Annotated in this window: 28 protein-coding genes and 1 pseudogene; 6 read left to right on the forward strand and 23 right to left on the reverse strand. The window is 33.9% G+C overall.

What is annotated here, in order from left to right:
- Nucleotides 1-108 precede the first annotated feature (108 nt).
- From FD33_RS01710 to FD33_RS01720, 5 genes are all read right to left on the reverse strand, one after another.
- Complete coding sequence (locus FD33_RS01710; protein ID WP_025085728.1) at nt 109-591, reverse strand: alpha/beta hydrolase; 483 nt, start codon at nt 589-591, stop codon at nt 109-111.
- A 147-nt stretch (nt 592-738) separates the two neighbouring features.
- The gene (locus tag FD33_RS01715) at nt 739-1,290 is read right to left on the reverse strand and encodes a hypothetical protein (protein WP_056955701.1); all 552 of its coding nucleotides are present in this window, start codon (nt 1,288-1,290) and stop codon (nt 739-741) included.
- Between the two features lie 294 nt (nt 1,291-1,584).
- Nucleotides 1,585-1,755 carry a Txe/YoeB family addiction module toxin gene (locus tag FD33_RS12385; protein WP_081784532.1) on the reverse strand — a complete coding sequence of 57 codons (171 nt, stop codon included), beginning with the start codon at nt 1,753-1,755 and terminating at the stop codon, nt 1,585-1,587.
- Between the two features lie 91 nt (nt 1,756-1,846).
- On the reverse strand, nt 1,847-2,005 hold the full coding sequence (locus FD33_RS12590; protein ID WP_156407816.1) for a hypothetical protein: 159 nt from the start codon (nt 2,003-2,005) through the stop codon (nt 1,847-1,849).
- An 85-nt stretch (nt 2,006-2,090) separates the two neighbouring features.
- Nucleotides 2,091-2,717 (reverse strand): TetR/AcrR family transcriptional regulator, encoded by a 627-nt coding sequence (locus tag FD33_RS01720; RefSeq protein WP_025085726.1) that lies wholly within the window; start codon nt 2,715-2,717, stop codon nt 2,091-2,093.
- A 298-nt stretch (nt 2,718-3,015) separates the two neighbouring features.
- Here FD33_RS01720 and FD33_RS01725 point away from each other — a divergent pair.
- Nucleotides 3,016-4,398, forward strand: a pseudogene (locus FD33_RS01725) (MFS transporter).
- A gap of 535 nt (nt 4,399-4,933) precedes the next feature.
- Here the strand turns inward: FD33_RS01725 and FD33_RS01730 are convergent.
- From FD33_RS01730 to FD33_RS01780, 11 genes are all read right to left on the reverse strand, one after another.
- Complete coding sequence (locus tag FD33_RS01730; RefSeq protein ID WP_081784531.1) at nt 4,934-5,839, reverse strand: metallophosphoesterase family protein; 906 nt, start codon at nt 5,837-5,839, stop codon at nt 4,934-4,936.
- Between the two features lie 270 nt (nt 5,840-6,109).
- A complete protein-coding gene (recQ, locus tag FD33_RS01735; RefSeq protein WP_025085724.1) occupies nt 6,110-7,906 on the reverse strand; it encodes a DNA helicase RecQ in 1,797 nt (598 codons plus the stop codon).
- Between the two features lie 65 nt (nt 7,907-7,971).
- Nucleotides 7,972-8,616, reverse strand: coding sequence for a TetR/AcrR family transcriptional regulator (locus tag FD33_RS01740; protein ID WP_025085723.1), 645 nt, complete (start codon nt 8,614-8,616; stop codon nt 7,972-7,974).
- Nucleotides 8,617-8,620: 4 nt separating this feature from the next.
- A complete protein-coding gene (locus tag FD33_RS01745; protein ID WP_025085722.1) occupies nt 8,621-9,721 on the reverse strand; it encodes an ABC transporter permease in 1,101 nt (366 codons plus the stop codon).
- Nucleotides 9,718-10,443, reverse strand: coding sequence for an ABC transporter ATP-binding protein (locus FD33_RS01750; protein ID WP_025085721.1), 726 nt, complete (start codon nt 10,441-10,443; stop codon nt 9,718-9,720). Before FD33_RS01750 ends, FD33_RS01745 begins: the two co-directional genes overlap by 4 nt.
- A gap of 97 nt (nt 10,444-10,540) precedes the next feature.
- Nucleotides 10,541-11,026, reverse strand: a complete 486-nt coding sequence (locus FD33_RS01755; protein ID WP_025085720.1) for a methylated-DNA--[protein]-cysteine S-methyltransferase — start codon at nt 11,024-11,026, stop codon at nt 10,541-10,543.
- 73 nt (nt 11,027-11,099) lie between these two features.
- Nucleotides 11,100-11,369: a hypothetical protein gene (locus tag FD33_RS01760; protein ID WP_025085719.1), complete on the reverse strand. Its 270-nt coding sequence runs from the start codon at nt 11,367-11,369 to the stop codon at nt 11,100-11,102.
- Nucleotides 11,370-11,386: 17 nt separating this feature from the next.
- Complete coding sequence (locus FD33_RS01765; RefSeq protein ID WP_025085718.1) at nt 11,387-12,718, reverse strand: PTS sugar transporter subunit IIC; 1,332 nt, start codon at nt 12,716-12,718, stop codon at nt 11,387-11,389.
- A 124-nt stretch (nt 12,719-12,842) separates the two neighbouring features.
- Nucleotides 12,843-13,703, reverse strand: coding sequence for a MurR/RpiR family transcriptional regulator (locus FD33_RS01770; protein WP_056955702.1), 861 nt, complete (start codon nt 13,701-13,703; stop codon nt 12,843-12,845).
- 52 nt (nt 13,704-13,755) lie between these two features.
- The gene (gene murQ / locus FD33_RS01775) at nt 13,756-14,655 is read right to left on the reverse strand and encodes an N-acetylmuramic acid 6-phosphate etherase (RefSeq protein ID WP_034544281.1); all 900 of its coding nucleotides are present in this window, start codon (nt 14,653-14,655) and stop codon (nt 13,756-13,758) included.
- Between the two features lie 13 nt (nt 14,656-14,668).
- Nucleotides 14,669-15,412, reverse strand: a complete 744-nt coding sequence (locus FD33_RS01780; RefSeq protein WP_025085715.1) for an alpha/beta hydrolase — start codon at nt 15,410-15,412, stop codon at nt 14,669-14,671.
- Between the two features lie 153 nt (nt 15,413-15,565).
- Here FD33_RS01780 and FD33_RS01785 point away from each other — a divergent pair, with 153 nt between their 5' ends.
- From FD33_RS01785 to FD33_RS01805, 5 genes are all read left to right on the forward strand, one after another.
- Nucleotides 15,566-16,456: a BadF/BadG/BcrA/BcrD ATPase family protein gene (locus FD33_RS01785; protein ID WP_025084908.1), complete on the forward strand. Its 891-nt coding sequence runs from the start codon at nt 15,566-15,568 to the stop codon at nt 16,454-16,456.
- Between the two features lie 48 nt (nt 16,457-16,504).
- On the forward strand, nt 16,505-17,593 hold the full coding sequence (locus FD33_RS01790; protein WP_025084909.1) for a DUF871 domain-containing protein: 1,089 nt from the start codon (nt 16,505-16,507) through the stop codon (nt 17,591-17,593).
- A gap of 99 nt (nt 17,594-17,692) precedes the next feature.
- Nucleotides 17,693-18,172: a PTS sugar transporter subunit IIA gene (locus tag FD33_RS01795; RefSeq protein ID WP_034543968.1), complete on the forward strand. Its 480-nt coding sequence runs from the start codon at nt 17,693-17,695 to the stop codon at nt 18,170-18,172.
- Between the two features lie 124 nt (nt 18,173-18,296).
- Entirely contained in the window at nt 18,297-19,124 is an 828-nt protein-coding gene (locus FD33_RS01800; RefSeq protein ID WP_025084911.1) for a site-specific integrase, read from the forward strand.
- A 15-nt stretch (nt 19,125-19,139) separates the two neighbouring features.
- The gene (locus tag FD33_RS01805; RefSeq protein ID WP_319792501.1) at nt 19,140-19,631 is read left to right on the forward strand and encodes an LOG family protein; all 492 of its coding nucleotides are present in this window, start codon (nt 19,140-19,142) and stop codon (nt 19,629-19,631) included.
- A 341-nt stretch (nt 19,632-19,972) separates the two neighbouring features.
- Here the strand turns inward: FD33_RS01805 and rbsK are convergent, their stop codons facing one another.
- From rbsK to rbsU, 7 genes are all read right to left on the reverse strand, one after another.
- Nucleotides 19,973-20,884 carry a ribokinase gene (gene rbsK / locus FD33_RS01810; RefSeq protein ID WP_034543970.1) on the reverse strand — a complete coding sequence of 304 codons (912 nt, stop codon included), beginning with the start codon at nt 20,882-20,884 and terminating at the stop codon, nt 19,973-19,975.
- Between the two features lie 66 nt (nt 20,885-20,950).
- Nucleotides 20,951-21,910, reverse strand: a complete 960-nt coding sequence (locus FD33_RS01815) for a D-ribose ABC transporter substrate-binding protein (protein ID WP_025084912.1) — start codon at nt 21,908-21,910, stop codon at nt 20,951-20,953.
- 24 nt (nt 21,911-21,934) lie between these two features.
- Nucleotides 21,935-22,921 carry an ABC transporter permease subunit gene (locus FD33_RS01820; protein WP_025084913.1) on the reverse strand — a complete coding sequence of 329 codons (987 nt, stop codon included), beginning with the start codon at nt 22,919-22,921 and terminating at the stop codon, nt 21,935-21,937.
- Nucleotides 22,905-24,404 (reverse strand): sugar ABC transporter ATP-binding protein, encoded by a 1,500-nt coding sequence (locus tag FD33_RS01825; RefSeq protein WP_025084914.1) that lies wholly within the window; start codon nt 24,402-24,404, stop codon nt 22,905-22,907. The genes FD33_RS01820 and FD33_RS01825 overlap by 17 nt, the downstream gene beginning before the upstream one ends.
- A gap of 15 nt (nt 24,405-24,419) precedes the next feature.
- On the reverse strand, nt 24,420-24,812 hold the full coding sequence (rbsD, locus tag FD33_RS01830) for a D-ribose pyranase (RefSeq protein WP_025084915.1): 393 nt from the start codon (nt 24,810-24,812) through the stop codon (nt 24,420-24,422).
- A gap of 15 nt (nt 24,813-24,827) precedes the next feature.
- Entirely contained in the window at nt 24,828-25,844 is a 1,017-nt protein-coding gene (locus FD33_RS01835; protein WP_148299155.1) for a LacI family DNA-binding transcriptional regulator, read from the reverse strand.
- A gap of 146 nt (nt 25,845-25,990) precedes the next feature.
- Nucleotides 25,991-26,875 (reverse strand): ribose/proton symporter RbsU, encoded by an 885-nt coding sequence (gene rbsU / locus FD33_RS01840; RefSeq protein WP_056955703.1) that lies wholly within the window; start codon nt 26,873-26,875, stop codon nt 25,991-25,993.
- Nucleotides 26,876-26,951 lie beyond the last annotated feature (76 nt).

Raw genomic sequence — 26,951 nt, forward strand, 5'->3', positions numbered from 1 at the left:
TTCTATCCAAATTTTTCGTCTGGGTAGAATTCTATTTAATCTTACAATCTACCAAATATAAAAAAAACAAACGAATAATTCGTTTGTTGTCTTCAATTTTTTGATATATTACAAATTATCTTTAAAGAATGAATCAAATTTATCAAACGGGATCTTATCCATTTGATCGTACAAATCCACATGATCTGCACCCGGGACGACGACTAATTCCTTATGATCCTTAATGTGATTATATGATTCTTCGGCCATATAACGAGAATGAGCATTTTCACCAGTCACAATCAGGGCAGGGCGTGGAGAGATTTCATCAATATGTGCCTGTAGATGGAAGTTATAATATCCCCAAGGCGTCCCTGCTGTCCAACCGTTAGTTGAATTGACTGAACGTGGGTGAACAGCATGATCTTTATAGTAATTGAAGAAAGCTGTCGTTACTGGATCAGTGTTCTCTGGCAATTTAACTGGTAAAACCGCAATTTCCGTCATAGATCTATTGTCAGCATCAAAGTTCAATTCATGGGGACCATTAGCAGGCGTATCAATCACGAATACTATTATTTGGGCGATTTTTTCGGGACCTAACACACTCATAGATTTTTTATATCGGTAGATACTTGTTTACGCAAGGGACTGTTATTGATAGAACTAGCAAGCTCTGTAGCAACTTGTTCAAGGTAAATTGTGGTTGATTTAATTTCATGTTTACCTTTAGCAACATTAATCATTGTTAGTATTTTTTTAAATACAACTTGCTGAAACACGTTCAATTGCAAAATTGTTTAGTGAGTATAGTGCCATGAAGAGGGAACGACCATACAGAGAATTCATATCTTCTCGTTTGTTGGTGTTATCAGGGATACTGGCTAAAATTGGTATCAATTTATCTAGGTCGTTATCCGATAAAAAGCTTTTTTCTGGCAGGTGATGTGTCAGAGCAACGGTAAAAGAGTATTTGGGATGAATTGATCGTAGGTGCGCAAACTCACGAATAATATCGATATAATCATCAGCAGTATCATTTGGAAAGTACTTTTCAAGTACATTATCGTAAATATCACCATAATGTAATAGCCAAATCAAAAAGTCATGACTAGTTACGTATTGTAAGTTCATATTGATTCCAGCATAACGATTAATAACGTCCAAGACATTGTTGAAATCTAGCCAATCCATGAAAGAATGGAAGTATTGTTCAATTTTGTCATTGTTACCATCGCCAATACTAGACAAGCCACCAAAGCTAGCTATCTTCTCTTCAATGATATTTTTCTCAAAGTTCTTCATTAACATACAAGGATCCTCATATTTTTGTTAGTCTTATTTAAAATACAATACAAACATTAGGGAGACAATTACAAGGTTAAATTCTTATGTAGAATTTAACCTTTCATGGTATAAACAAACCGTTTGATATCAACCGATAGAACTAAAAAAAAGATGCCACACGATAAGTCTGAATGAAAATCCTCGTGTGGCATCTTTTTACAATCACTATGTTTTCAATATCTTGGATAAGTCCTACTAGAGACTCAGTCAATTGATTTCACATGAAATCACTAAAACAAAAGTGACAAGGTATTCATATTAATAGTGATAACGACATTGAATAATGGAATCCCTTGTCAGGGTATAAACAATACGATCAGCCTTATTTATTCTTCGAGACCAACAGATATCGAGATTATATTTTAACGGTTCTGTTTTTCCAATTCCTTCAAATGGATGTAGAACTATATCATCAATTATTTTATTCATGGTGATGATTTTCTAAGTAAATAACAAGATTTAGCTTTCGTTGCACATCAATCTGTTTACTGCTAAGTCCATTAAGAATAATCGTATAAATCTAAAAAATAATTAGAACTAAGCCACCGACCAACATTAAAATGTAAAAAATTAATTTATCTGACATAATCTTTCTGCCAAATTGTTTTGAGTTACTAATATTACCAACAATAGCAAAAATTGCTAGGATTATTAATCCTATACCCAAAAATATAGTCATACAAAGCCTCCATATTTATAAAAATTTCAAACTGATAAAGTCGTAGACCTTTTGTTATGAACAATTTTATTCATAACCTTCTAAGCTAATTCAAATGTGTCTTAATAATGGTATAAATGCTATCAATTCCGTACCTTTTTATATCTTCTTTTTCAGAAGGTAAATGTTTATTATATAATAACTCATCAACTAGAGCGGATATATAATCGAAAATAATAGTAGATAAAAGTCTAATTTCATGAACGTCCGTGTTATTCGCATAATATAAAAAATACTCATAGATTAAACTCACAATTTGATCATTATGTTTTTTTCGCAGATCGAATACCTTAGGTACAACAAAGGATAACATCTCAATTTGTAAGTGAAACTCTTTATCCTCTGCATCAGTTAACTGATCTATTAAATAAGATAGCCAGGATTTAGGATCGATTTTAAATGTCTGAAAGGATTTTTGATCATTTATCTTTTTCAAAACGAGTAAAAAATAATTATTATAATCATTTAGGAGTGCAGCAAGAATATCATCCTTGCTAGAAAAATATGAGTAGAGTGTTCCAATTGAGACCCCGGTTTGTTTTGCAATCTCATTCGTCGAAACTTCAAAATAATTTTTTTCTATAAATAGTTTTCTTGCCGTCAGAAGAATTCGATTCTTCTTATCTTTTCCTCTTTTTTGAATAGGGATTCTAGTATCTTTTCTTTTATTCATTCTTCCACTTCATTTATATTTTTTGTAGTAGTTTAGTATATCACATAAACATGAGTTTAAGCTCGCTTATTTTGCAAGTATTTTGATTAATATTATTTTCAAAATACTGTTTTCAAGCTCATCATTTGATACTCTTATTAAAAAGATGAGCTTTTGCTCATATATGAGGTGATGTATGAAGATTACTATCTTAAATTATTCCGGACCATAAAGAATCAACCGATTTAATAATATATTTATCCTTTAAACATATTTAAACGAAAGATCAATTACTGAAATTTATTACGGAGGAATGATTTTGAATAGAAAAATAAATATAACAATAGCAATGGCTTTAGGAATATTTCTTGTTATGCTCGATACCACAATCATGAATATAGCATTACCAGCTATACAAAAGGGAATTGAAGTTGATTACAATCAGCTTTCTTGGGCCTTAAATATTTATACGATTATATTCGCCACATGTACAATTCCTTTAAGTAAATTTGGTGATATTTTTGGAAAGAACAAAACCTATATTGTCGGATTAATTCTATTTGGATTAGGCAGTCTATTTTCAGGTTTTGCTACCACATTTATATATCTGATAATTGGACGAATCTTTTCCAGTTTAGGAGCTTCAATCTTACTTCCACTAGGAAACGCCATAGGTTTATCTACTTGGGATATAAGGAATCGATTTAAAATAGTTGCTATCTTAGGATTGACCCAAGGAGGGGCTGCTGCAATAGGACCAACGTTAGGAGGAATTACCACTGATCTTTTTGGCTGGCATTGGATCTTTTTAATGAATATTCCAATTGTTCTTATTGGAATATTTTTATCTGGTATTTCTTTGAACTTTAACAATGATATAAAATTGAAAGAAAAAATCGATTGGGTAGGTAGTCTTATCTCAATGTTGAGTTTATTTTTTCTAACACTTGGGCTGATTAAACTGAAAGATTAGGGAATTCAAGATTTTAAAACTGTTATGTGTTTTCTAATTAGCATTGTTTTAATAAGTCTTTTCATATTTGCAGAAAGAACCGTGAAACATCCGATGGTAAATCTAAACTTATTCAAAGTTAAGGACTTCTCCGCATCTGCAATTGTCGCTTTACTAGCACAATTTTTTTATATAGGAGTAGTAGTTGTTATTCCAAGTTATTTAACAAATGTAGATCACAAAACGGCGTTGGAAGCAGCATTAATTTTATTGCCGATGTCTTTGACTGTATTTGCATTCGGAGGATTAGGCAGTCTGGTTATTAATAAATTAGGGCCAAGATTATTAGTTCTTGTCGGTATGATTAGTATATTGCTGTCTTACATTTTGATTGTAATGAACGGAGCAACAAATTCTACTTGGCTTTCTGTAGCATTGCTTATATTGGGTATCGGCTTTGGCATAATTGCAGGCCCAATAAATGTATTGGCAGCTTCTAATTTTAGTGGGTCATTACTTACGTCATCACAAAGTGTCATTAGTGTGGTGAGACAAATAGGTTCAGTTTTAGGTGTATCTGTATTTTTATCAATGATGAGTTCAAATCTAAAGATTTTAAGGGTTATAGATCTAACTAAACTTAATCATGCATATCTGTCGATATATAATATTTGGATTCCTGTTTTGATATTATTATTACCAGTTATGTTTTCATTTCCCACAAAGAAGAAGTATTTGGTAAAAGAATAAATTATCATATAACAATATCTACTAGATATGTGAACAGGAACATATAATTTATAAATTATCGGAGTATAGCTTATAATACAATTATTCTATAATATATGTTACTCATCACATAAATATTGAACTAATTGGGGTTAGTAGCAAATCTTTATTTGCATTGTATGTGTCACTGATACGTTTTCTATGATTGCTTCGATATAATATACACCATCAACTACTAATAAAGAGTCATCTGATCCGTCAGAATATTGTTAAGTTAGCAACTAAAAAACACATCAATCAAATTTTTCTGACTGATGTGTTTTTTGATTTTCATTTAACAGAACCAATGTAATAAGTGGGAAATAACAGAGTAGCCAAGATTCATTAAATTTAAGGAAGAGTGCTATTTTTATATTTAAGGTTACATAATATGTATTATAAGAAGTTATGTTATTTGGGGACGTGTCAAGTCCAAGTGCAACATCTTATCAAGCATTCTAATATGAGTTATTCAAAAAAGATCAAAGATATAATAACATCTTTGATCTTTCAGTTGCTAATCATTTTCTAAATGTTTTAAATACGACAAAACATCGGGTTTGTAATCATATTTAGTAATGATTTCATTTAAAGCATCATTATTATGAGTAAAAGCTTTGCCTTCAGTAAAAATACGTTCATATAATTCATAAAATGGTAATTTGTTAGCTTTAGCAAATGCTAACTCATCATCAATTGAATAAGAGACTTTCCGGAAGTCAATTCCACGATAACTTGTCTTATCAAAAGTTAAAATAGCGTACTGAGCGCGTCTGTCAGCACTAAATTTATTCCAAGCAGTATAAGGTTGTCCAATGGAGCCCGGATTGATAATTAATTGATCTTTGCTACTAGTTCGCATTAATTGGTGGTGTGTGTGACCATAAATAGCAATGTCAAAAGTTTTATCAAAAAGAGGCTTGTCAAAGTTCTTTTGCTCTGCATAAGGTAACAGTTCATGACCAAAATTCTTTTTAGGGTAATTGTGAGCCAACACAACATTAAAGTTGCTGATAGTGGTTTGATCATAAATAGGCCATTGACGCATCTCTTTTAGATATTTAGGGTCTAGGTGATCATAAATATACTTGTACAATTCTACTATATAGGTAGTTTGGGGTTCATCAATATAGGCTTTGCTAATAGGTAAAATATCTTCAAAAAGAAAATCGTCCCAGTTTCCTCTTAATTTAATAGGGGCATTTAACGAATCAAGCAATTTTAGAATTGAATTTGTTCCTGGGCCGGGCATTAATAGGTCACCTAGAAACCAATATTCATCAACGCCCTCTTTTTTTGCATCTTCGACTACCCTCTCAAATGCTGTGAAATTCCCATGTATGTCCGAAATTATGGCAATTTTTTTCGTCTTAGTTACCTTCTTTTTTGTTTTTTTGATTTGTGTTTTCGTAAAATATTTAATTTAAAATTAATAATCTAAAAAATCTTGATGTCTGAGAGACGTTCTCAGACATCAAGTTCATCATTTTTAACCAAGAGCTCATCATAAAAATCTATTTTTGAACACATATATAGCTCATAAAATGGTCCTCTTACCTTTTCAAAAGCCTTATTATACTTTTTTCAGCTTCCCTATATTTAATAAAGCTTATTATATCAGTATTTATGAAGAATAAATTATTCTTTGCTGTTTTCGTAAAACAATTAGCTTAACTACTCTATCATTTAACTATTAGACCTTTAATTCCTTCTGATATTGTTCTATTTTCGAAATAAACTTTTCACCGTACTGTTCCAATTTTACTTTTCCTACTCCACTAACGGCCAGAAATTCTTCACTGTTTGTTGGCATACTCTGACACATATTCTTCAAAGTTTTATCGGAAAAGATCATGAACGGTGCTATACCCTGTTCACGGGCTAAATTCAAACGTAATTTACGCAATTGTTCAAAGAGTGCCTCATCGAAACTGCCATCAGCAACGATTGACTTCGATTCTGCGACTACCTTCTCTTCTTTTCTTCTAACAACCGAAGTTTTTCCTTTCAAGACATCTAAGCCCTTGTCAGACAGCAATAAAATGGGATACTTTCCCCCACTACTCTTTAAAAAGCCGTTTGCTGTTAAAAAGTCCAATAGACGGCTAGTTTGTTTCAAAGTAATGTCCTTAAAAATGCCAAAGGTAGATAATTTTTCAAAATGATGCCAATCATTAGCCACGTCATCTTTTCCTACTAAAACTCTTGTCACCATCTTTTTACCGTATTTCTGATCCATTCTCACAACACAGCTCAATGCTTTTTGAGCATCTGAAGTGATATCGACAATTTCACGGTCGTCTAAACAGTTGGAACACTTGCCACACGGTTCAGTATTTTCTTCGCCAAAGTAATCCAAAATAAATTTCATTAAACAGGATTCGGTTTCAGCATACTGACTCATCTTAAATAACTTATTCTTTAAGCTTAATTTATAGTCGTCATCACCTAAAGACTTATCAATAAAGAAACGATGCAAATTCAAATCAGCTGGTGCGTACAACAATACTGCTTCGGCTGGTAATCCATCACGTCCTGCACGTCCAACTTCTTGATAATAATTTTCAATTGTTCCAGGAATGGAATAATGCAAAACATAACGCACATTAGTCTTATTGATCCCCATTCCAAAGGCGTTTGTGGCAACAATGACATCTGTTCGATCATAGAGAAAATCTTCTTGCTGTTGATGCCGTTCTTCATCACTCAAACCGGCGTGATAACGTCCGATACGAACGCCTTTACTTTGAAAATAATTATATAGATTATCAACATCTTCACGTCGACCAGCATAAATAATTCCTGACTCTTTTGCATGACTTTGAAGATAATTAGAAACGAATTTTAATTTATCAACACCATGTTCAATCTTTAAGGTCAAATTAGACCGTTTAAAGCCAGTTTTAACGATATTTTGTTCTGGTATATCTAAGATGCCTGCCAAGTCATCTTGAACCTGTTGGGTAGCTGTAGCAGTCAATGCTAGCCAAGCTGGATTTCCAGGTAGTTTTTTCAAAGACGGTATCATTTCTAAATAACTACTACGAAAATCATGACCCCAAGAAGATAAGACGTGAGCTTCATCAATAGCAATCAAAGAAATATCTAATTGTGATAACCAACTGTAGAATTCATCATTAACGATTTTTTCAGGTGCTACAAATAGTAATTTGACGGCCCCAGTTTCAATATAGCGCATACGCTCTTCACGGTCATGCCATTCAACGGTACTATTCAAAAAGGTTGCTGGAATACCGACTTCATTTAAACTGTCAACTTGATCCTTCATTAAAGAAATCAAGGGTGAAACGACCAAGGTCACTCCGGGTAAAACAGTGGCCGGTAGCTGATAACAAATCGACTTACCACCACCGGTAGGCATTATCCCCATTGCCTTTTCACCGGATAAAACTTTTTCAATTAATTCTTTTTGGCCGATTCTAAATGTATCATATCCAAATTCTTCTTTTAAAATGGCTTCTAAATTCAAGGTAAACTACCCCTCAGACTGTTTAAAATCAATTAAAATAAGCATATCACACTTGGCAAATGGAACTATTTTTTAATTGCTAAAATTATTGTATGTTCGATTTTATTTAAATCAGATTCAATCTGTTTTTGATCATCAATTTGTAAAACACGCTGGCTCTGTAAGAAATACAATAGAATTTGTCCAATTACGGTTCTTAAGAACTGTAATAAATCAAGATCATCCCTCAACTCACCGGTTGCAACAAGTGGTTGCCAAACATTATCAATAAATATATCTTTCATCGTTTGAATTTCATTAAACAACATATTTTTAATTTCATCGTTAATTAGAAGCTGTGAAATCAAAATAATTGCTGCATCCTTGTTTTGAACTAGAAATTGATAGCGATTGAAGACAATAAAATGAATAAAACTAGTTAAATCGTCTCCATTATCCCGTAACTTTTGAGCAAATGATTTACCGTATCCTGGCAAAATATGCTTAATCATTGGCGTTACTATAAATAGCAACAAATCATCCTTTGATTTGAAATATTTAAAGATCGTTGCTTGGCTCATTTTTGACAACTCCGCAATCTGAGCGGTTGAAGTCCCATTGTATCCCTGCTTAGAAAAAAGTGTTATAGCAGCCTGTAGAACCCGCTTTTTACCATTAGGCATCTTCTCTACTGCCAACCAATCATCTAGATCCTGAAATGCTTTCTCCATCCAATCAAACCTTTCTATATTTCTTTAGTCCTAAGACATTCAATATTGTCAAGATGACTAAGAATCCTAATAATATTAAGATTGGTGTTACTATCTGTTCAAAGCCATCTCCTGACATAATAATTCCAGTTAATGCATCACCTGCATATTTCAAAGGTAAGATATATGAAATCACTTTAACACCATTAGCCATCGTGTCTAACGGAATAATTCCCGAGAAAAAGACCTGTGGAACTATTACCAATGGGATGAATTGCATCATCTGAAATTCCGATTTAGCAAATGTCGACATCAAAATACCAAATGCTAATGCGACCAGTGCTAAAACGAAGTTAATTAAAATTACGTAAAAAATACTACCAACAACTTCAACATTTAAAGCCCATACAGTAAATAAAACAATTACCAGCGTCTGCAAAATAGCAATCATGCCATAGCTGAGCATATAGCCGAAGACAATTTCAGATCTTTTGACTGGTGTAGCTAATAAACGACTCAAAGTTCCCGACGTTCGTTCATTTAATAAAGCCATTCCTGAAATTAAGAATACAAAGAAGAAGACGAAAAATCCCATTAAAATAGGTACTATCTTGTCAAAGAAATTTGTCTTCGAGCTTCCATAAACATAACTATTATAAATCTTCGGCTTACTTGCTGACACAGCTTTATTTACTGGTATTCCTAAAGCTAGTTGTAATTTTTGTAACTGATGCCTCATTTGGATAGCTGAGTTACTCAGTAAAGTACTGTTTAAAGCCAATTTAATAGCTTTAGTTTTACTGGCGTCGACGTTGCTATATTCAACGTAAAAATTATTATTACGATAATTGATTATTGCATCGACTTTCTTATCATTTAAAGCCTTCTTAGCTTGTTTAGTTTGATTGTATTTAGAAACTGAAACATGGCTAGCTTTATCCAGACTTTCATTCAAACTAGTATTAACATTTACCGTTGCTACATTAACATCAGTCTGTGAATTAACCGAAAAAACTAATTTCATCAAGAATAATATCAAAATTGGCGCCAAAAACATCAGTACCAAGGTTCTTTTATCCCGAAACAATTCTTTAATAACCCTTTGTGCAATCATCAATGTTCTCATTTTTGTTGTGCCTCCGCTTTTAAAAAGACTTCCTCAATTGAATCTACTTGATAAGTTTGTTTTAGCTTAGTAGGAGTATCGTCAGCAATAATCTCTCCACCCAACAAAAGAGCTACCTCATCAGTCAATTCGGCTTCATCCATGACGTGTGTCGTCACTAGAATCGTTTTTCCTTCTTCTTTCAATTTTTCTAGCTCTGACCAAATCTGTTTGCGCAATGCTGGGTCAACACCTACCGTCGGTTCATCCAAAATTAAGACCTGATTGAAACCTAATAAAGCGATGGCTAAAGATAATCGGCGTTTCATCCCACCAGAATAACCGCCAGCACGTTTATCTAAATCAGCTACCAAATCAACTACCTGTGCTACGTGTTTAATCTGCTTTACAGCATCTTGTTTGGTTAATCCCTTCATGTCGGCATAAAATTTAAGATTTTCACGTCCGGTTAATTGCTCATATAAAGCATCTGTCTGAGCCATATAACCAATTTTTCCCAATAACTTTCGATTAGGCATCTTTTTATCAAAAATCATCGTCGTTCCAGAATCCGGTACTTCCATCCCTAAAATAATCTTAATGACAGTTGATTTACCAGCACCTGAGGGACCAATCAATCCAATAATCCTCCCCTCTGATATCTTCAAATTGACATCTTTTAAGACTAATTGCTTATCAAAGCTCTTAGATACATCGTTTATGGAAATAATAGTTATTGCCATCTATAGTCACCCCTGGGAAAAAGTATAGTGAGTAAGTATTTACTCACCTAAATTCAAAGGTAAGTTTACCCCTTGATTACAAGAAAGTAAACCATTATTAATTAATTGCTCCTTCTAAGGTTAACAGTTCCCGTTTCATTGCTAATCCACCACGATAATTACCTAATTGTTGACTCTTGTTTATAACTCGATGACATGGAATAACAATTAATACAGGGTTTTTGCCCACCGCAGATCCAACAGCCCGAACAGCTTTAGGATTACCAATAGCCTGGGCAATCTCCGTATAACTAGTCGTTTGACCATACGGAATTTTTTTTAATTGTTCCCAGACTGATTCTTGAAATTTTGTTCCAGAAATATCTAATTTTAAAGTAAACTCTTGTCTTTCTTCTAATAAATACTCATTTATCTGACGCCAATAGCTTTCTAACGATCCACTATCTTTTATAAATTTCACATTGGGAAAGAAATCATCCAATTGAGAAAAATTATTTCCTACAAATGACAGTCCCTTTAAAGACCTTGCAAGAACATATTTATCTTTTCCAAAATTAAAATCTCCATAATATAAAGTATGCACTCATACCACTCCTTATTTTAGACAAAAAAGTAGATCTATATTAACTATAGACCTACTTTTGTATTAAGAAGTATTATACCTTAGATTTTACTATCCATTCATGCTGCTCTATCATAAAATTCAAAGCAAAAATAGAACATAACACATATAAGACAATAGATATTAAATTATTCATGTGGGGGAAAACCGCTTTAGGAATAACTACTACTAAGAACGAAGCCGCAGCCCAAACCCAACGATTAATTTTAATACCATGAGATTTACCCCATTTTAAGAAACGTGTACAGAAAAATAATAAAGCAATAAACGCGATAAAAGTCATAAACCAATTAAGGTAAGTCATGTTAACACCTCTTTAAATTAAGCATTCTGAACATTTGTATCTGATGCACTTGCATCAGCATTTTCTGTGGAATCACCATTTTGTTCAGTTTCCAACATATGTTTATCATATGCCTTAACAAATGGATAGTAAATAATTGTTGCTACAACCAAGTTAACTGCAATTAAAACAACTACTCTCCAGTCATTTCCGGCTGACAAATATCCACCAATAGGTGCTGGCAAAGTCCAAGCAGGAATTGTTGTAAATCCATTAACCCAACCAAACTTGACCGTAAAGTAACTTATTGTAGTTAATACAAGTGGTACAAGATTAAATGGAATGAACATATAGGGATTTAACATCATTGGAGCACCGAAAATCATTGGTTCGTTAATGTTAAAGATACTAGGAATGATTGAGAAACGACCTACTTCTTTTAAGAACTTCGACTTACATACTACTAAGAACAAGAATGCAACAACAAGCGTAGCACCGGCACCACCAATAGTAACTGTCCATTGATAGAATTGTTCTGGTGCAATGTATGGCAAATGTGTAGCTGAAGTACCATTAGCCAAAGCCTTGGCATTGCCATCCAACATAATCAACCATAGAGGTCTTACTGCTGAACCAACAATACTCATACCATGAATACCAAATGACCATAAAATATGAATAAAGAACATAGGTAGTAAAGCACCTAACAAATTATTACCCAAGATTTCTGTTAGGGGTTGGAATAATTTCAATAATAAACCATTAACATCAATGTTAGCAATATCACGGATAATCCATACTGATGTTAAAATAACTGCTCCAGGAATCAAAGCCTCAAAACTACGTGCAACTGCGGGTGGAACCTGTTCAGGCATCTTAATCGTTATATGATGCTGTGAAAAGAAACGGTAAATTTCAACAGCAAAGATCATTGCTAAAATACCAGAAAACATACCTGATGCGCCTAAAGAATTCATTGGTAGTACAAAACCAATTGGTGCCTTCTTAGGAGTCAAAATATTAATTGGAACTTGTAACATGAAAAATGCACCTAATGAAAGAATACCGCCAGTAACAGCATCTAATTTATAGGATTTTGCTAAATCCGATCCCATAACAAAAGTTGCATAAATTGACATTAGACCCATAGTAATACGATAAGGCAAAACTATTGTATTAGTATATGGTGCTAAAGCGTTCTTCCATGATTCAACTGGCAAATTAACAAACACCATGAAGAATGTACCAATCAAAATCAATGACAAAGTAGAAACAACACCATTACGGATGGCCAATAAATGTCGTTGTGAACCGATTTTTGCCATTGGTGGAACTACTTTATCTTCTACCCACTTCATAAACTTATCCAAGGAAAATCACCCCTCTATAAAAAATATATATATTGTGTATCCGTTTACAAATTAAATTGTATCACGATGAAATTATATTTCAATAAAATACTTAAAAAACATATTTTTTTGATTATTTTTTTTATTAGCCCTGTAACCCTCTTTTATATTGTTCAATTGCATTATGTGAATCAATAAGCACCTTAGAGCTTGAATCATACGTTTGACTGACAAAATAATAAAAAATTATATCAATTATCATAAATTGTGCCAAAAGAGAATTAGTGGCGGCAATTCTATTGGGACTTTCTTTTGGTTGAGAAGTATGTACCGCAATATCTGATAATTTTGCCAAACTATTTTTTCCAAATCTTGTTAAAGATACAAGCTTCAAATTATATTTCTTAGCATTCTTAGCGGCAATTAAGACCTCAGGTGATTCCCCTGAGTTAGAAATCACCCACAAAATCCCTCCTTTCTTAGCATTTACTAGCTTTGGTACCAAACTATTTAGATCATCATCTGCCACAGTAGGATACCCAATTCTATTCCACTTTTGTGAAATATTTTCTGCCACTAAATTGGAGGCTCCAACGCCAAATAAGAATAACTGATTAGATCCAATTATCGCTTTCACTAACCTAGTAACCTCACCTCTATTTAGTTGATCCGTTGTCTCCCGAATAGATTCCAACGCACTAGTTAAAAGTTTGCCTTTGATTGAATTCAAATCCTCATTAGGCCTAATATCATCATTCATTTTGGGATCAGATTGATTCTTTGTTAAGTCAGATGACAAAAGAATTTTTAAAGTTGTAAAACTATCTATTTCTAAGTGCTTAGTCAATCTTATTACCGAAGCTGGGCTAGAACCGCTAGCCGTAGCCAACTGTACAGCGGTCATTTGAATTGTTTTATTAGGATTTTGCAAAATGAATTCTGCTACCTTCCTTTCAGCTGCTGATAATTCCGATTGTGAGTTCAGTATTCTTCCTCTAACTGACATACCATTACCTTCCATTCCTTAAAAATAAAGGGATACCCTTATAGGACATCCCTTAATTATTTAAACTTTTTATTGCTTTTGCTATAAACCCATCGTTTTTCATAAGAATGTTTCTGGCCATTTCATAATTACAGTTACCCATAATCATTACAATAGCAACTTTGGGATTGTGCCTTGATTCTTCATAATACTTTTGGGCATCTTCTTTGGACACTCCGGTTGCTTCACAAATTATTCTCTTTGCACGATCAACTAGTTTAACGTTGGTTGCTTTAACATCCACCATTAGATTACCATACACTTTACCGAGCTTTATCATACTAGTTGTTGAAATCATATTTAAAATCAATTTCTCGGCTGTTCCTGCCTTCATTCTAGTGGAACCAGTTACTACTTCCGGACCCACAACGGCTTCAATAGATATTTCCGCATGTTGTCCAATTAATGAATCTTTATTACAGCTAAGTGCTGATGTATGTGCTCCAATCTCCTTAGCATAATCTAATCCTCCAATAACATAAGGCGTAGTTCCACTCGCTGCTATTCCTACTACAAAATCTCTTGAAGACAAGTTATGATTTTTTAAATCTTCTGCACCCTTTTGCCTGGAGTCTTCTGCACCTTCAACTGCCTCCAGCATTGCCTCTGATCCACCGGCAATTAAACCTTGTACTAGTTCAGGATCCGTCCCATATGTAGGAACACATTCTGCAGCATCTAGTACACCTAAACGTCCACTTGTTCCGGCTCCCATATAAAATAATCGACCATTATTCTTTAAACAATCAACTATTATGTCTACAGTTGCTCTAATGCTTTTAATAACTTCAGTATCACTAATAACCTTAGGAACTTGCTGATCTTCTCTATTAATTAATTCCAATACCTCAAGTGTAGACATTGTATCAATATGCATACTTTTAGCATTTCTTCCTTCAGTAACTCTACCCATTTTGATTAAAATCTCACTTTCTTTTTAATGATAACCACAAAAAGACCTTTTCTATTTCTGAATTCCAATAATCCCAGTCATGTTTACCTTCTTCAATACTATAAGTAATATTGAGATGTATTTTCGTAGTTAAAAATTCATTGAAAGAATCACTTTGCTTTCTCATAAAATCCTTATTTCCTGTGGCCTGGTACCATTGTATTCTCTCTAAACTGCTAGCATCAGCATTTTGAGACATATATCTCAGATCATTTTTTCTATCACTAATACCATCTTTTCCAAATACCGATTGATAGTCTGGCATTATACTTGGTACTACCGACAAATCAGTAACCGGTGAAAGAAAAGCAACCTTAGAAAACCAATCAGGATATTTAAAGGCAAGTTTTAAAGCTCCATAACCACCCATTGAATTACCAATCAAATAGTTAAATTCTGGTTTACAACTTAATGGGAAATACTCTCTCATTTGAGGTATTAATTCCTTCACCAAATAATCCCAATAGTTATTCCCGTAAATACTATTTGTATAAAAGCTTCGTCCCATATTCGGCATTACTACAGCTACTTCATATTTACTTACAATTTGTTCTAAATTTGTCTTTCTTTTCCATCCAGTACCATTATCACCTAATCCATGAAATAACCAGATTGTTGGTATTTTCTGTTGAAATTTTATTTCATCTGGTAATATAACAGAAACATTGGTTTGCATATTTAATATTTTTGAGGATCTTAGTAGACTTATTACTGCCATTACTTTCCCTCTCTTTATTATTATTCTAACTATATTTATAAAACAAAAAATCAAACATTTCAATTAAATGTTGAAAAAAAATTTCATAATTATATAATTGGGACGTATAAGTTTAAAAATAAATACAGTTTACTTAAGAAGGAGTATCCAACTATGGAGTATGTTATCGGTGTTGATAGTGGTGGCACACATATTGTCGCCCAGGCATTATCACAAGATGGTAAAATCATGGAACAATCGGAATCTGGACCAGGCAACATCCTTTTAAATCCAGAACAGACAATCCAAAATTTAAAAGATGTCATAGAAAGTCTATTTCTAAAGCAAAAAAGAATTGATTGTAAATATATTCTAATTGGCATCGCTGGAATAGAAACCACTGGAAATTCTAGTGAAATATCCCAACTTTTGACTGATTATTTTAAAGTAACCACTTATGTTATAAGTGATGCCAAACTTGCACTTTTAAATGGCTTAGAAGGAAAAGACGGAACTCTTATAATTTCAGGTACAGGATCAGTGGTATATGGTAGACAAAATAAAGAGATGCTTCGTTATGGCGGATGGGGTAACCTCCTTGGCGATACAGGTAGTGCATATAAAATTGTTTCAGCTTCGATGCAATTAATTTTAAAAAAGCATGACCTAGGCTTTATATCCTCACTTGAAGATATATTGTTAAATCTATTAAACGCATCTGACGTAAAAGAAGGCGTCAAAAATTTCTATCAGCTTGATAGAAAACAAGTAGCATCCATCGCAGTGACAATTGCTAAAGCTGCGGACAAAGGGAATCTAGATGCAATAACCATCATTAAAGAACAAGCCATGGCACTGAGTAAAGAAGCTCTAGGTCTCATCTCCAGGTATCAAAAACCATATCCTTCAAAAATAGCCTTTTCAGGATCAGTTTTATTAAACAATGACTTATTCCAAAAAACATTATTAAACAATTTATTAAGTTGGTACCCCAATCTACAAAGTATCACTGTATCTACTAACAACTCTAGAGGGGCTATTTTTTGGCCTATATGGAACAATTGAATTTGATAATTATTTTTTAAATAAAATAGTATAAAAAGGAGAAGTAAAATGACTATGAGAAAACTTGGATTATCAATCTACCCTGATCATAGCAAGTATGAAGATAATAAAAAATACCTTGAGCTAGGACATAAATACGGTTTTTCAAGAATATTTATGAGCATGTTGGAAGTTCAAGGTTCCATAGAGGAAACTAAAGCTAAGTATCAAAAAATTGTAGATGTAGGAAATAAATTAGGTTATCAGACAATAATAGATGTATCACCTAGAATTTTTAAACAACTCAATATAAGTTATAGTGACTTAAAGTTTTTCAGTGACTTACATGTTTCAGGTATTAGATTAGATCAAGGTTTTGATGGAGCTACTGAGGCATTACTGTCTTACAATAAATATGGATTAATAATCGAATTGAATATGAGTAATAATGTAGATTATTTAAACAATATTATGAGCTATCAAGCCAATACGCCATATATCTATGGATGTCATAATTTTTATCCACAGGTTGGAACTGCACTTCCTTACGACTTCTTTATGGAATGTAGTAAAAGATTCAAGAAGTTTAATATTCATACTGCTGCTTTCGTTGCCAGTCAAGTAGGAAACATGGGCCCTTGGAATGTTAATGATGGACTACCTACCCTAGAAATTGATCGACGCTTGCCCATTGAAGTACAAACTAAACATCTATTCGCAACTAATATGATTGACGACGTTATTATCGGTAACGCTTATGCTTCAGAAGCCGAATTGGCAGCAATGGCTAATCTTAATCGATATCAAGTTGAATTTCATATTGATTTTGTTAAAGATATTAATGATATTGAAAAGAAAGTTGCCTTAGTTCCTCAGCATTTCAGAAGAGGAGATGTAAATAATCTAGTAATCCGTTCAACGATGCCACGTGTCACTTACAAAGACATTCCTAATGCTCCCCACGACAATACTCAAGAATTCAAACGTGGCGATGTTCTAGTTGGTAATGATAATTTTGGTATTTATAAAAACGAATTACAAATTGTTTTAGAACCTCACAAAGAAGAAAGAAAAAATAAAATCGGTAGTATAAGTAAAGATGAGTTAATTTTATTGGACTTTATCAAGCCTTGGAGTAAATTCAAACTTTCAAATTAGTAAAAAGGCACTTGCAAATATAATATATTTATCTATAATTGAATTAATGTGTTTTTGTAAGCGCTTTATAAGCCTGCAAAAAAGGAGGAAGATTTAATTATGGGGTTGTTCTCTAGAAAAAAAGTTGATGAATTTGTTGCACCTGCAAATGGTAAATTAATACATTTGGATAAAGTTAGTGATCCAGTCTTTTCACAAAAGCTTATGGGTGATGGTTTTGCCGTTGCTCCATCAGATAATACGATTGTAGCACCTATCGGTGGTGTGATTGGTACAGTGTTCCCTACTAAGCATGCTTTAATGATTACTTCTAAACATGGTCTAGAGATCATGTTACATTTAGGAATCGATACAGTTGAATTAAAAGGTAAACCCTTCGAAATGTTTATTAAAGAAGGTGACACCGTTAAAACTGGTCAAAAATTAGCAACAATGGATCTTGAACAAGTCAAAGCTGCTAAGAAGGATTCTTCAATTATGACAATCATCACCAATTCTGATGCTGTTAAGGAAATGGGTACTTTCGAAGAAAAAGATGTCCTAGCTGGTGACCAAGCTTTAGATGTAACAATCAATTAATACAATAGCATCCCTTAGTGACAGTGATCATAGATTACTGCCACTATTTATTTGGTCAAAATTAGACTAAATTTGGTTAGTCGTTTTAACTAACGGTATAATGTTGACAAAAGGAGGGTCTCACATGGTAAAAATCCCCTATTTAGCTGGTTTTGAAGCTCATTTAAAAACTAGGCATATTTCCGATAAAGCACACACAGAATATCTGAACTCACTGACTGACTTTTTCAATTACACGGTTCAACACAATACTGAATATAAAATATCCGAAAACATTCAAGATGTTCATGAGATGGACGTTCGTCTCTTTAAGGACTTTATGCTCGAAAACTTGCAGCTCAGTCCTAGCACAATCAACAAAGTTATCAGTAACCTCAATGTTTACTTCAAGTATCTCTTTAGTGTTAAAAAAACACCTGAAATACCAACTTTGAATATCAATAGTGTTACAGTCCCCAAGCAAACTGATTTTCCTACGGTTGTCTTCTTGAAACTACCCGAATATTTGAAATCAGATTTGAGTGTTTACACAAGATTACTGATTCTAATTATTTCTAAAGGCTTTAACTACAAAGAAGCGTTGGCACCCAATTTTTATCGTAAGTTTAATCAATTGACTTTTAATTCTGATGAGCAAAAATTTCTTGATACTTATAAAACTTATATTGAACCTTTCAAGTCATTTTGGGATGATCAAAATCTTTTTCTGAGTCGTAATAAGGCCGCCAATACTCCGCTACTGACCGTTCCTGCTCTACACCGTGACCTTAAACGTGATAGTGAATCTACAGGCTTAGATTTGTCACCTAAGAAACTTTATACAACTTTTATCCTGTTGGCCCTGAGTACTAAAGAACTCTCTGACGATCAACTACGTGCCCTGGATGCTCTAGATACTGCTTCAGTTCTTTACTACCGTCGACTCAAGCGAGAAACTAATTTTGATATTTAATTACGAGGCTAAGAAATGAAAAATATTGCTGTTTATTGTGGTGCCTCTACTGGTAACCAAGAAATTTATACTACTAGTGCCCAAGACCTTGGTCACTGGTTAGTTCAAAATAATTATGGTCTAACTTATGGTGGTGGTAATAACGGTTTAATGAACATTGTTGCTAACAGTGTTTTATCTGATAACGGCTTTGTACATGGTATTATTACTCAACAACTCTATGACCGTCATCTAGCACACGCCAATTTATCCAAATTAGACATTGTTCAAACAATGTCAGAACGTAAAGAGGCAATGTTACAAGATTCCATCGCTAATATTGCTTTACCTGGTGGTCCTGGAACACTTGAGGAAATCTCCGAAACATTTTCATGGACCATTATCGGTGTCAGCACACATCCCTGTATTTTTTACAATGTAAACCACTATTATGACAAATTGGAAAGTTTTTTCAATGATATGGTTGACCAAGGATTCATGCTACCTGAGGTTCGTAAAACATTATAATTCAGCGATTCTTTGACAGAAATCTATAATTTTATTCAAAGCTATACTCCACCAAAATTACGGAAATATCAAAAATAATTTCAAGACATTTTATTTAACATTCTTTTTAAAAGGAAGTATATTATAGCCGTCAGATAGAAATAGACAAAAATATCTGGCAAAAATATTCTCCTTAGATATATACATTACAAATGTGATTTTCTCATTAATACTACTTATAATAAATATCCTCCCAATTTGTATAGTATTGAGATACAAATCAATTAAATTTATAAACTCTCTGATATAAAATCAATAAATAAACAAAACACGCCGAATTAATTTTCGACGTGTTTTTTAGTTTATTTGAGAACCGATTCGCGTTTTGGAATTGACGGAAAGGCTCCTAATTTTTGAACCGTTAATGATGAAGCTTTACTTGCATAAACAATTGCATCATGAATGTTGGATAGATTTGGATTCAATTCAGACGCTAACGCACCAATAAAAGTATCACCTGCGGCTGTAGTATCAACGGCTTTGACTTTGAAAGCTGGAATTTGTTCTGACTTACCATTGAGAGAAACAAATGAACCTTTTGATCCCAAAGTAATAATGACACCGCTGATTCCTAAATTATGATAGAACTCAGCTGATTTTTTCAAAGAATCTTCATTAGTAATCTTAATACCAGAAATCAATTCGCTTTCCGTTTCATTAGGAGTAATGATATCTGTCAATTTTAAAAGTTCCTTAGGAATTTCTTTGACGGCAGGAGCGGGATTCAAAATAGTCACCTTCTGAGCTGTATGGGCAACTTTAAAAGCAGCAATAGCAGCAGGAATTGGTGTCTCGAACTCCGTCACGATAAAATCACTCTGTTTAATGATCTCTTGAGCCTGATCAACATCTTCTGCAGTTACCAAAGAATTAGCACCAGCCTGATAAATAATGGAATTCTGACCTGATTTCTGTAAAAGAATGTAGGATTGTCCTGTATCTTCCTTGGGAACCACGGTGATATGTTGTGTATCTATGTGATCTTCTTTTAGAAGTTTCAACATTAGCTTTCCATTACTGTCATCCCCAACGCGACCAATGAAACTAGTCTCCGCTTCTGATCTAGCTGCTGCAACAGCCTGATTAGCACCCTTGCCACCTCCAGCTTTTGAAAAAGAATTCATTTTGATGGTTTCACCAGGTTTAGGTAAATTATCAATATGCATGATGCTGTCAACGTTAATACTTCCAATTACAACTACCTTATTTATCATTTTGCTCTCCTTCAAAAAAAGGGAACATGAAGTAAATTCACATTCCCTTTTAATTCATGTTAATTACTATTTATTTAAACTATCAGTTGTTACTAACTTCAATGGTGATTCAATATTCTTTTTAACCTTTTTACCATTAAAGTGATCATATGCGGCTTGTAGTGCTAAACGTCCCATCTCTTCTGGTTGTTGAGCAACTGTTGCAGCCATCTTACCTGACTTAACAGCTTTGATACCATCCTCTTCACCATCGAAACCAACAATGGCAATATCTTTATTAGCTGATTTAACGGCTTGAACAGCTCCTAAAGCCATTTCATCATTTTGTGAGAAGATCCCAACAATATCTGAATTTCCTTGAAGAATATTTTCCGTAGTACTTAACCCTTTGGCACGATCAAATCCCGCTGTCTGCTTTGCAACGATATCTAGTTTACCTTTAGCATATTTATCAAAACCTTTACCACGTTCACGTGTTGATGAAGCTCCTGGAATTCCTTGTAACTCAGCAACTTTAGCGTTGTTACCTAACTTTTTGATTAAAAACTCGGCAGCCATCTTACCACCTTTTGTAGAGTTAGAAGCAACTAACGTCAAAACTTTGCCGCCATCACTGGAACGATCAACGGTAATAACCGGAATGCCGGCATCATTAGCATCTTTAACGGCCGGTGTAATAGCTGATGAATCCACTGGATTAACAATCAAGACATCAACCTTTTTGGTGATCAAATCTTCAATATCATTATTTTGTTTAGCCGTATCATTTTGTGCATCAGAAACTTGAACACTCGTTCCATTTTTCTTGGCCAAATCATTGATACCTTTCTTAACAGATACGAAGAATGGATTAGACAATGTTGAAAGTGATGCTCCTACTTTAATATCCTTAGGTTTCTTAGTTTCTACTTTGGAATCGCTTGATTCACCTGAATCAAGACCTGATTTTCCACATCCTGCTAGAGTAAACATAGCTAACGCAGAAATACTAACTGCTAAAAGTACACGTTTTAAAGATTTTTTCATAACTGAAAATCCCCCTTAATATGATTAATCATTTGATGAACGTCTATCTAGTAGTACAGCAATCAAAATTACAATACCTTTAACGATTTGTTGATAGAAACTGGAAATTCCCAACAAATTCATACCATTGTTCAATGTACCAATAATCAAGGCACCAATTAAAGTTCCGAAAATTCTACCTTTACCACCAGCTAATGATGTACCACCTAAAACAACAGCGGCGATAGCATCCATTTCATAAGAGGTACCTGCATCCGGTTGAGCAGAACTCAAACGTGAAGTTAAAATAATTCCGGCTAATGATGCCATCAATCCAGAAATAGTATAGATCCACATTGTAACAATTTTTGTCTTAACACCAGCGATGTAAGCAGCTTGTTCATTGCCACCCAATGCATATGTTTTACGTCCAAATGTTGTCTTATGTAACAAGACATATAAAATTAAATAAACAATTGCCATAATAAATATTGGAACAGGAATACCTAATAAGTAGCCACGGCCCATGAATTGGAAAAGAAAACTATTATTCATCTTGGCTCCAGTAATAGGATTACCATTTGTAAATACATATGTAGCACCACGGAAAATGGTCATAGTAGCTAGTGTAGCGATGAATGGTGCAGCTTTACCATAAGCAATCAAAACTCCATTTAGAAAACCAAGGAGTCCACCCATTAAGAATCCAACTAATAAAGCGATAATTGCCGAAGTACCACTGGCTAACATTGAAGCCGTCACCGCACCAGTTAAAGCAAGGATTGAACCAACTGACAAATCAATACCGCCCGTTAAAATAACAAAGGTCATCCCGAAAGCAATCACGGCATTAATTGATACTTGTCTTAATAAATTTAATAAGTTACTAGGTTGAATAAATCCCGGACTTAGAGCAGTAACCAAGATAATCAAAATGATTAAGGCTACCAAAGGTCCTAATTTACTAATAAACTTTTTGAAATTGAAAGTACTCTTTTCGCCTTTTTCAGCGACTTTAGTTTGTTCTTCCATCGTTTGATCCCCCTGTCGCTAAAGTCATAACCGACTCTTGTGTTGCCGTCTTTGTATCAACAATTCCTGTGATTTTACCTTCATAAACAACCGCAGTCTTATCACTCATGCCTAAAACTTCTGGTAGATCACTTGAAATCATAATAATAGCAACATGTCGATCAGTTAATTCATTCATCAAGTCATAGATTTCTCGTTTAGCACCAACATCGACACCACGAGTAGGTTCATCTAATATTAGTACCCTAGATCCTGAACCAACCCATTTAGCTAAAACTACTTTTTGCTGATTACCACCACTTAAACTTCCGGCACTAACATCAGCACTCTGAGCTTTGACCGTTAAGCGCTTCATCAACATATTTGTGAAATCGTTTACTGATTTATCGTCAATAATTCCGTGTTTAACAAAACCATTGATTGATGGTAAAGCAATATTATCACGTAATGAATCATTCAAAATCAAACCTTCATCCTTACGGTTTTCCGTTAAGAATCCAATTTGATTCTTGATAGCTTCCTGGGGAGAATGAATATGCACTTCTTTGCCATCAATTAAAATTTTGCCTTCGTTGTGCGGATCAATTCCAAAGATAGAACGCATAATCTCTGTTCTACCAGCACCCATTAATCCTGAGAAAGCTAATATTTCTCCTTCGTGAACTTGAAAGTTAACATCATTGAAAACACCTTTCTCTGACAGATGCTGAACCTCAAGTGAGACCTTACCAAAATGAGGATTACGATCTGGATAAAAGTCTCCAATTTCACGACCAACCATGTCTTTAACCAGCTGTTTCATGTTTACATCTTTAGTTGAATACTCATTGATAGAAATACCATCACGCATTACAGTTACTTTATCCGCAATTTCAAAAATTTCTTCCATACGATGAGAGATATAGATAAAACCAACACCTTGCTTCTTCAAATCACGTACTACTTCAAATAATTGAGCAATTTCATTTTCAGTTAAAGCTGCCGTTGGCTCATCCATAATGATAATTTTAGCGTTAGTCATCAAAGATTTAGCAATTTCAATCATTTGCTGACGCCCAACACTCAATGTTCCAATTGGCTTATCAACGTCAATTTTAGTACCCAATTTGTTTAAATAGAATCTGGCTTGTTCACGCATTTTACTTTCATTCATAATGCCAAATTTGTTCTTTATCTCCTTGTTCAGGAACATATTATCAACAACTGACATTTCCAAAAAATTATTCATTTCTTGGTGAATAAATGAAATTCCGTGTTGCTCTGCATCGAGTGGGCCACTAAAATGTGTTTGTTTGCCATCAACATAGATTTCTCCACCGTCATCACCATAGAGTCTGGTAAGAATATTCATCAACGTCGATTTACCAGCGCCATTTTCACCCATCAAAGCATGAACTTCCCCGGATTGAACAGTGAAATTAACGCCTTCCAAAACCTTATTAGTACCAAAGGCTTTAGAAATATTTTTCATTTCAATCTTCATAAAAATCACCTCCGGTTAAAATGTGACCCCGCTCTCCAAAATGATGTTTGAATATGGACTAGCCTCTCCAGTACGGATAAAAGCTTTATTAGTGCTCAATTTCTTTTTCATTTCATCATGTGGAATAAATTCAATTGGTACATCGATCAATTTTTTGATATTAGCTAATTGATCAGGATTCTGTGTCTTAATTTCTTCTGCCAAATAAACTTTTTGAATTTGTAATTCCGACAATACATTTTGTAGAACATCAATAAAACTTGGTAAACCCTTCTGAACAGCCAAGTCGATTTTCTTAGTTCCAGCGGGTACCGGCATACCTGCATCTCCAATTGATAAAGTATCAAAATGGCCCATATCAGCTATTACTGCTGAAATTTGAGTATTTAAAACTAAACCCTTTTTCATCGGTTCGTCCCCCTCTTATATTAGTTCTCTCGTAGAATCTCCAATTTTCAATTTGGTATTTAAAATAATTGTCTTCTTAGCACTACTGGGATTCTTGATTCGGTTAATTAATAACCCTACTACTTGTTCACCAATTTCATTTATTGGCTGAGCCATAGTCGTTAGACTCGGTGTTAGATATTTATTTAAACTAATATCATCAAAGCCAACGACCGAGTAATCTTCAGGTATTCTTTTATTTAATAAATTCAGACCTTTGTAAACACCCATTGCCACATCATCATTAATGGCTATAATGGCTGTCGCATTAGTTTGAACAATTTTATGTGCTGCTTCAACACCACCCTTTGGTCCAAAAGTTGCTCTAAAAACCAACTCCTTTTCAATCTTTAAGTTATATCTTTCAAAAGCTTTTTCGTATCCGGTAAAACGTTTTACTAAGTTCATTGTCAACGTTTCAGGTATTACAAACGCAACATGCTTATGTCCTAAAGATAATATATGCTCCGCAATTTTTTCTCCTGATTCTTCCTCATCAATCAAAACTCGATCATCATTAATATTCAAATCGGCTTGATCAGTCAGTACCATGGGAATATTATTATGTGTCGATAATTTATCAACAATTTCTTTAGACGCTCCCGGAGCTGCTAAGATCAATCCCTTTTGCGTTCCAGAAGCAAATTGTTCAATAAAGTAATCGATATTCTCTTTAAAACCATTAACACTAAAGATTTGAGGAAAATAACCCTTGGGGATAGCAGCCTGTTCAACACTTAATCCTAAACTAGCAAAGAAAGGATTCATAATATCTGGAATTACAATCCCAATTGAATTAGTTCTCTGTCCAACCAATCCCCTTGCATAATAGTCCGGATAATAATCTAATTCAGTTTGGGCTTTGTGAACTTTTTCCTTCGTCTCTTCACTGAATCGTTCACCTTTGCCGTTTAAAATTAAAGAAACTGTCGTGACTGAAATACCCGCCTTATTGGCAACATCTCTAATTGTTGTCTTACGATTTCCTTTCAAAATGAATCACCCCTCAAATCAGTAAATCGTTTTACTTAGGTTACGAGCACATCATATCTTTTTGTGTAAGCGCTGTCAATAATGTTTTTGTATACATACTGGAGAAAAATAGTCTCAATCCTTTCGGATCAAGACTTAAATAATTTTTATATAAAAGCTGTGATAATTCCCGCTACAACTACTAAAACCAAACCAGAAATAACCATGATCATTTCTTTATGAGTTTTGCTTTCATGCAAAATATAGATACCACCAAGTGTTCCGATAATAACATTCATTTGAGAAAGAGTAAATCCAGTAGCTAATCCGTTCACATCTTTACGTGATGAGATCAAATATGTCAAAGCAGCAAAAGCAAAGAAGATACCACTAATTATATTTAAATAAGTGCTCTTAGATCTATATGGCTTAGCTTGGCGATTGCTCTTTGTAATAAAGGCAAAAATAGTTGATGCAACTGCCATACCTAAGGCTTGTGGCAAGAATGCTTGAAAACTGTCGACAGACACTGCCTGTGGAAACGCTGAATAACCAACATAACCGATCGTAGCAATTAATACTAAAGAAATACCCTTAACGACGCTTGATTCACTCTCAGCAATTTTTTTCTCACTATATGTTGTTAAGTAAACTCCAATAATAATTAATACAATTGAGAAAAAGCCAATCAACTTAGCCATTACTGAAGGCCATTCACCTAAAACTATTACACCCCACAATGAAGTACCGATCAATTGAAAACCAGTTGAAACTGGCATTGTTTTAGAAACGCCCATTTCGCCAAAAGCATAGAATACTAAACTTTGTGCAATAGACCAACAAGCACCAGATAAAAAAGTAAATAAGAAATTTTTACCTGTTAGCAACGGCGTTTGCATAACGACCGCCACAACAATTGCAGATAGTAAAGTACCATATGTAGCACCAATAATTTGATTAACTGGTTTCCCTCCGAACTTTCCAGTCATAATTGGGAAGACACCCCAACCGATCATTGGCATAAGGCCAATTAAAATATTTACTACATTCATTTTATAAAACTCCCTCTAGTTCTAAAATAAAAAAAGCATTTTTCAGCAATGTTGCCATTATATCAAACTTAAGAAT

It is taken from the genome of Companilactobacillus paralimentarius DSM 13238 = JCM 10415, from assembly GCF_001434985.1.
Taxonomy (GTDB): Bacteria; Bacillota; Bacilli; order Lactobacillales; family Lactobacillaceae; genus Companilactobacillus; species Companilactobacillus paralimentarius.

What these genes read in the sequence shown, in the direction of transcription:
- FD33_RS01770 (WP_056955702.1), bottom strand. Translation starts at nt 13,703, where the DNA reads ATGTCAGTTAGAGGAAGAATACTGAACTCACAATCGGAATTATCAGCA.
- rbsD (WP_025084915.1), bottom strand. Translation starts at nt 24,812, where the DNA reads ATGAAAAAGGGTTTAGTTTTAAATACTCAAATTTCAGCAGTAATAGCT.
- FD33_RS01785 (WP_025084908.1), top strand. Translation starts at nt 15,566, where the DNA reads ATGGAGTATGTTATCGGTGTTGATAGTGGTGGCACACATATTGTCGCC.
- FD33_RS01760 (WP_025085719.1), bottom strand. Translation starts at nt 11,369, where the DNA reads ATGACTTACCTTAATTGGTTTATGACTTTTATCGCGTTTATTGCTTTA.
- rbsK (WP_034543970.1), bottom strand. Translation starts at nt 20,884, where the DNA reads ATGATAAATAAGGTAGTTGTAATTGGAAGTATTAACGTTGACAGCATC.
- FD33_RS01780 (WP_025085715.1), bottom strand. Translation starts at nt 15,412, where the DNA reads ATGGCAGTAATAAGTCTACTAAGATCCTCAAAAATATTAAATATGCAA.
- FD33_RS01815 (WP_025084912.1), bottom strand. Translation starts at nt 21,910, where the DNA reads ATGAAAAAATCTTTAAAACGTGTACTTTTAGCAGTTAGTATTTCTGCG.
- FD33_RS01745 (WP_025085722.1), bottom strand. Translation starts at nt 9,721, where the DNA reads ATGAGAACATTGATGATTGCACAAAGGGTTATTAAAGAATTGTTTCGG.
- FD33_RS01710 (WP_025085728.1), bottom strand. Translation starts at nt 591, where the DNA reads ATGAGTGTGTTAGGTCCCGAAAAAATCGCCCAAATAATAGTATTCGTG.
- FD33_RS01825 (WP_025084914.1), bottom strand. Translation starts at nt 24,404, where the DNA reads ATGAAGATTGAAATGAAAAATATTTCTAAAGCCTTTGGTACTAATAAG.
- FD33_RS01720 (WP_025085726.1), bottom strand. Translation starts at nt 2,717, where the DNA reads ATGAATAAAAGAAAAGATACTAGAATCCCTATTCAAAAAAGAGGAAAA.
- rbsU (WP_056955703.1), bottom strand. Translation starts at nt 26,875, where the DNA reads ATGAATGTAGTAAATATTTTAATTGGCCTTATGCCAATGATCGGTTGG.
- FD33_RS01795 (WP_034543968.1), top strand. Translation starts at nt 17,693, where the DNA reads ATGGGGTTGTTCTCTAGAAAAAAAGTTGATGAATTTGTTGCACCTGCA.
- FD33_RS01790 (WP_025084909.1), top strand. Translation starts at nt 16,505, where the DNA reads ATGACTATGAGAAAACTTGGATTATCAATCTACCCTGATCATAGCAAG.
- FD33_RS01740 (WP_025085723.1), bottom strand. Translation starts at nt 8,616, where the DNA reads ATGGAGAAAGCATTTCAGGATCTAGATGATTGGTTGGCAGTAGAGAAG.
- FD33_RS12590 (WP_156407816.1), bottom strand. Translation starts at nt 2,005, where the DNA reads ATGACTATATTTTTGGGTATAGGATTAATAATCCTAGCAATTTTTGCT.
- FD33_RS01715 (WP_056955701.1), bottom strand. Translation starts at nt 1,290, where the DNA reads ATGTTAATGAAGAACTTTGAGAAAAATATCATTGAAGAGAAGATAGCT.
- FD33_RS01800 (WP_025084911.1), top strand. Translation starts at nt 18,297, where the DNA reads ATGGTAAAAATCCCCTATTTAGCTGGTTTTGAAGCTCATTTAAAAACT.
- FD33_RS01750 (WP_025085721.1), bottom strand. Translation starts at nt 10,443, where the DNA reads ATGGCAATAACTATTATTTCCATAAACGATGTATCTAAGAGCTTTGAT.
- murQ (WP_034544281.1), bottom strand. Translation starts at nt 14,655, where the DNA reads ATGGGTAGAGTTACTGAAGGAAGAAATGCTAAAAGTATGCATATTGAT.
- FD33_RS01820 (WP_025084913.1), bottom strand. Translation starts at nt 22,921, where the DNA reads ATGGAAGAACAAACTAAAGTCGCTGAAAAAGGCGAAAAGAGTACTTTC.
- FD33_RS01805 (WP_319792501.1), top strand. Translation starts at nt 19,140, where the DNA reads ATGAAAAATATTGCTGTTTATTGTGGTGCCTCTACTGGTAACCAAGAA.
- FD33_RS12385 (WP_081784532.1), bottom strand. Translation starts at nt 1,755, where the DNA reads ATGAATAAAATAATTGATGATATAGTTCTACATCCATTTGAAGGAATT.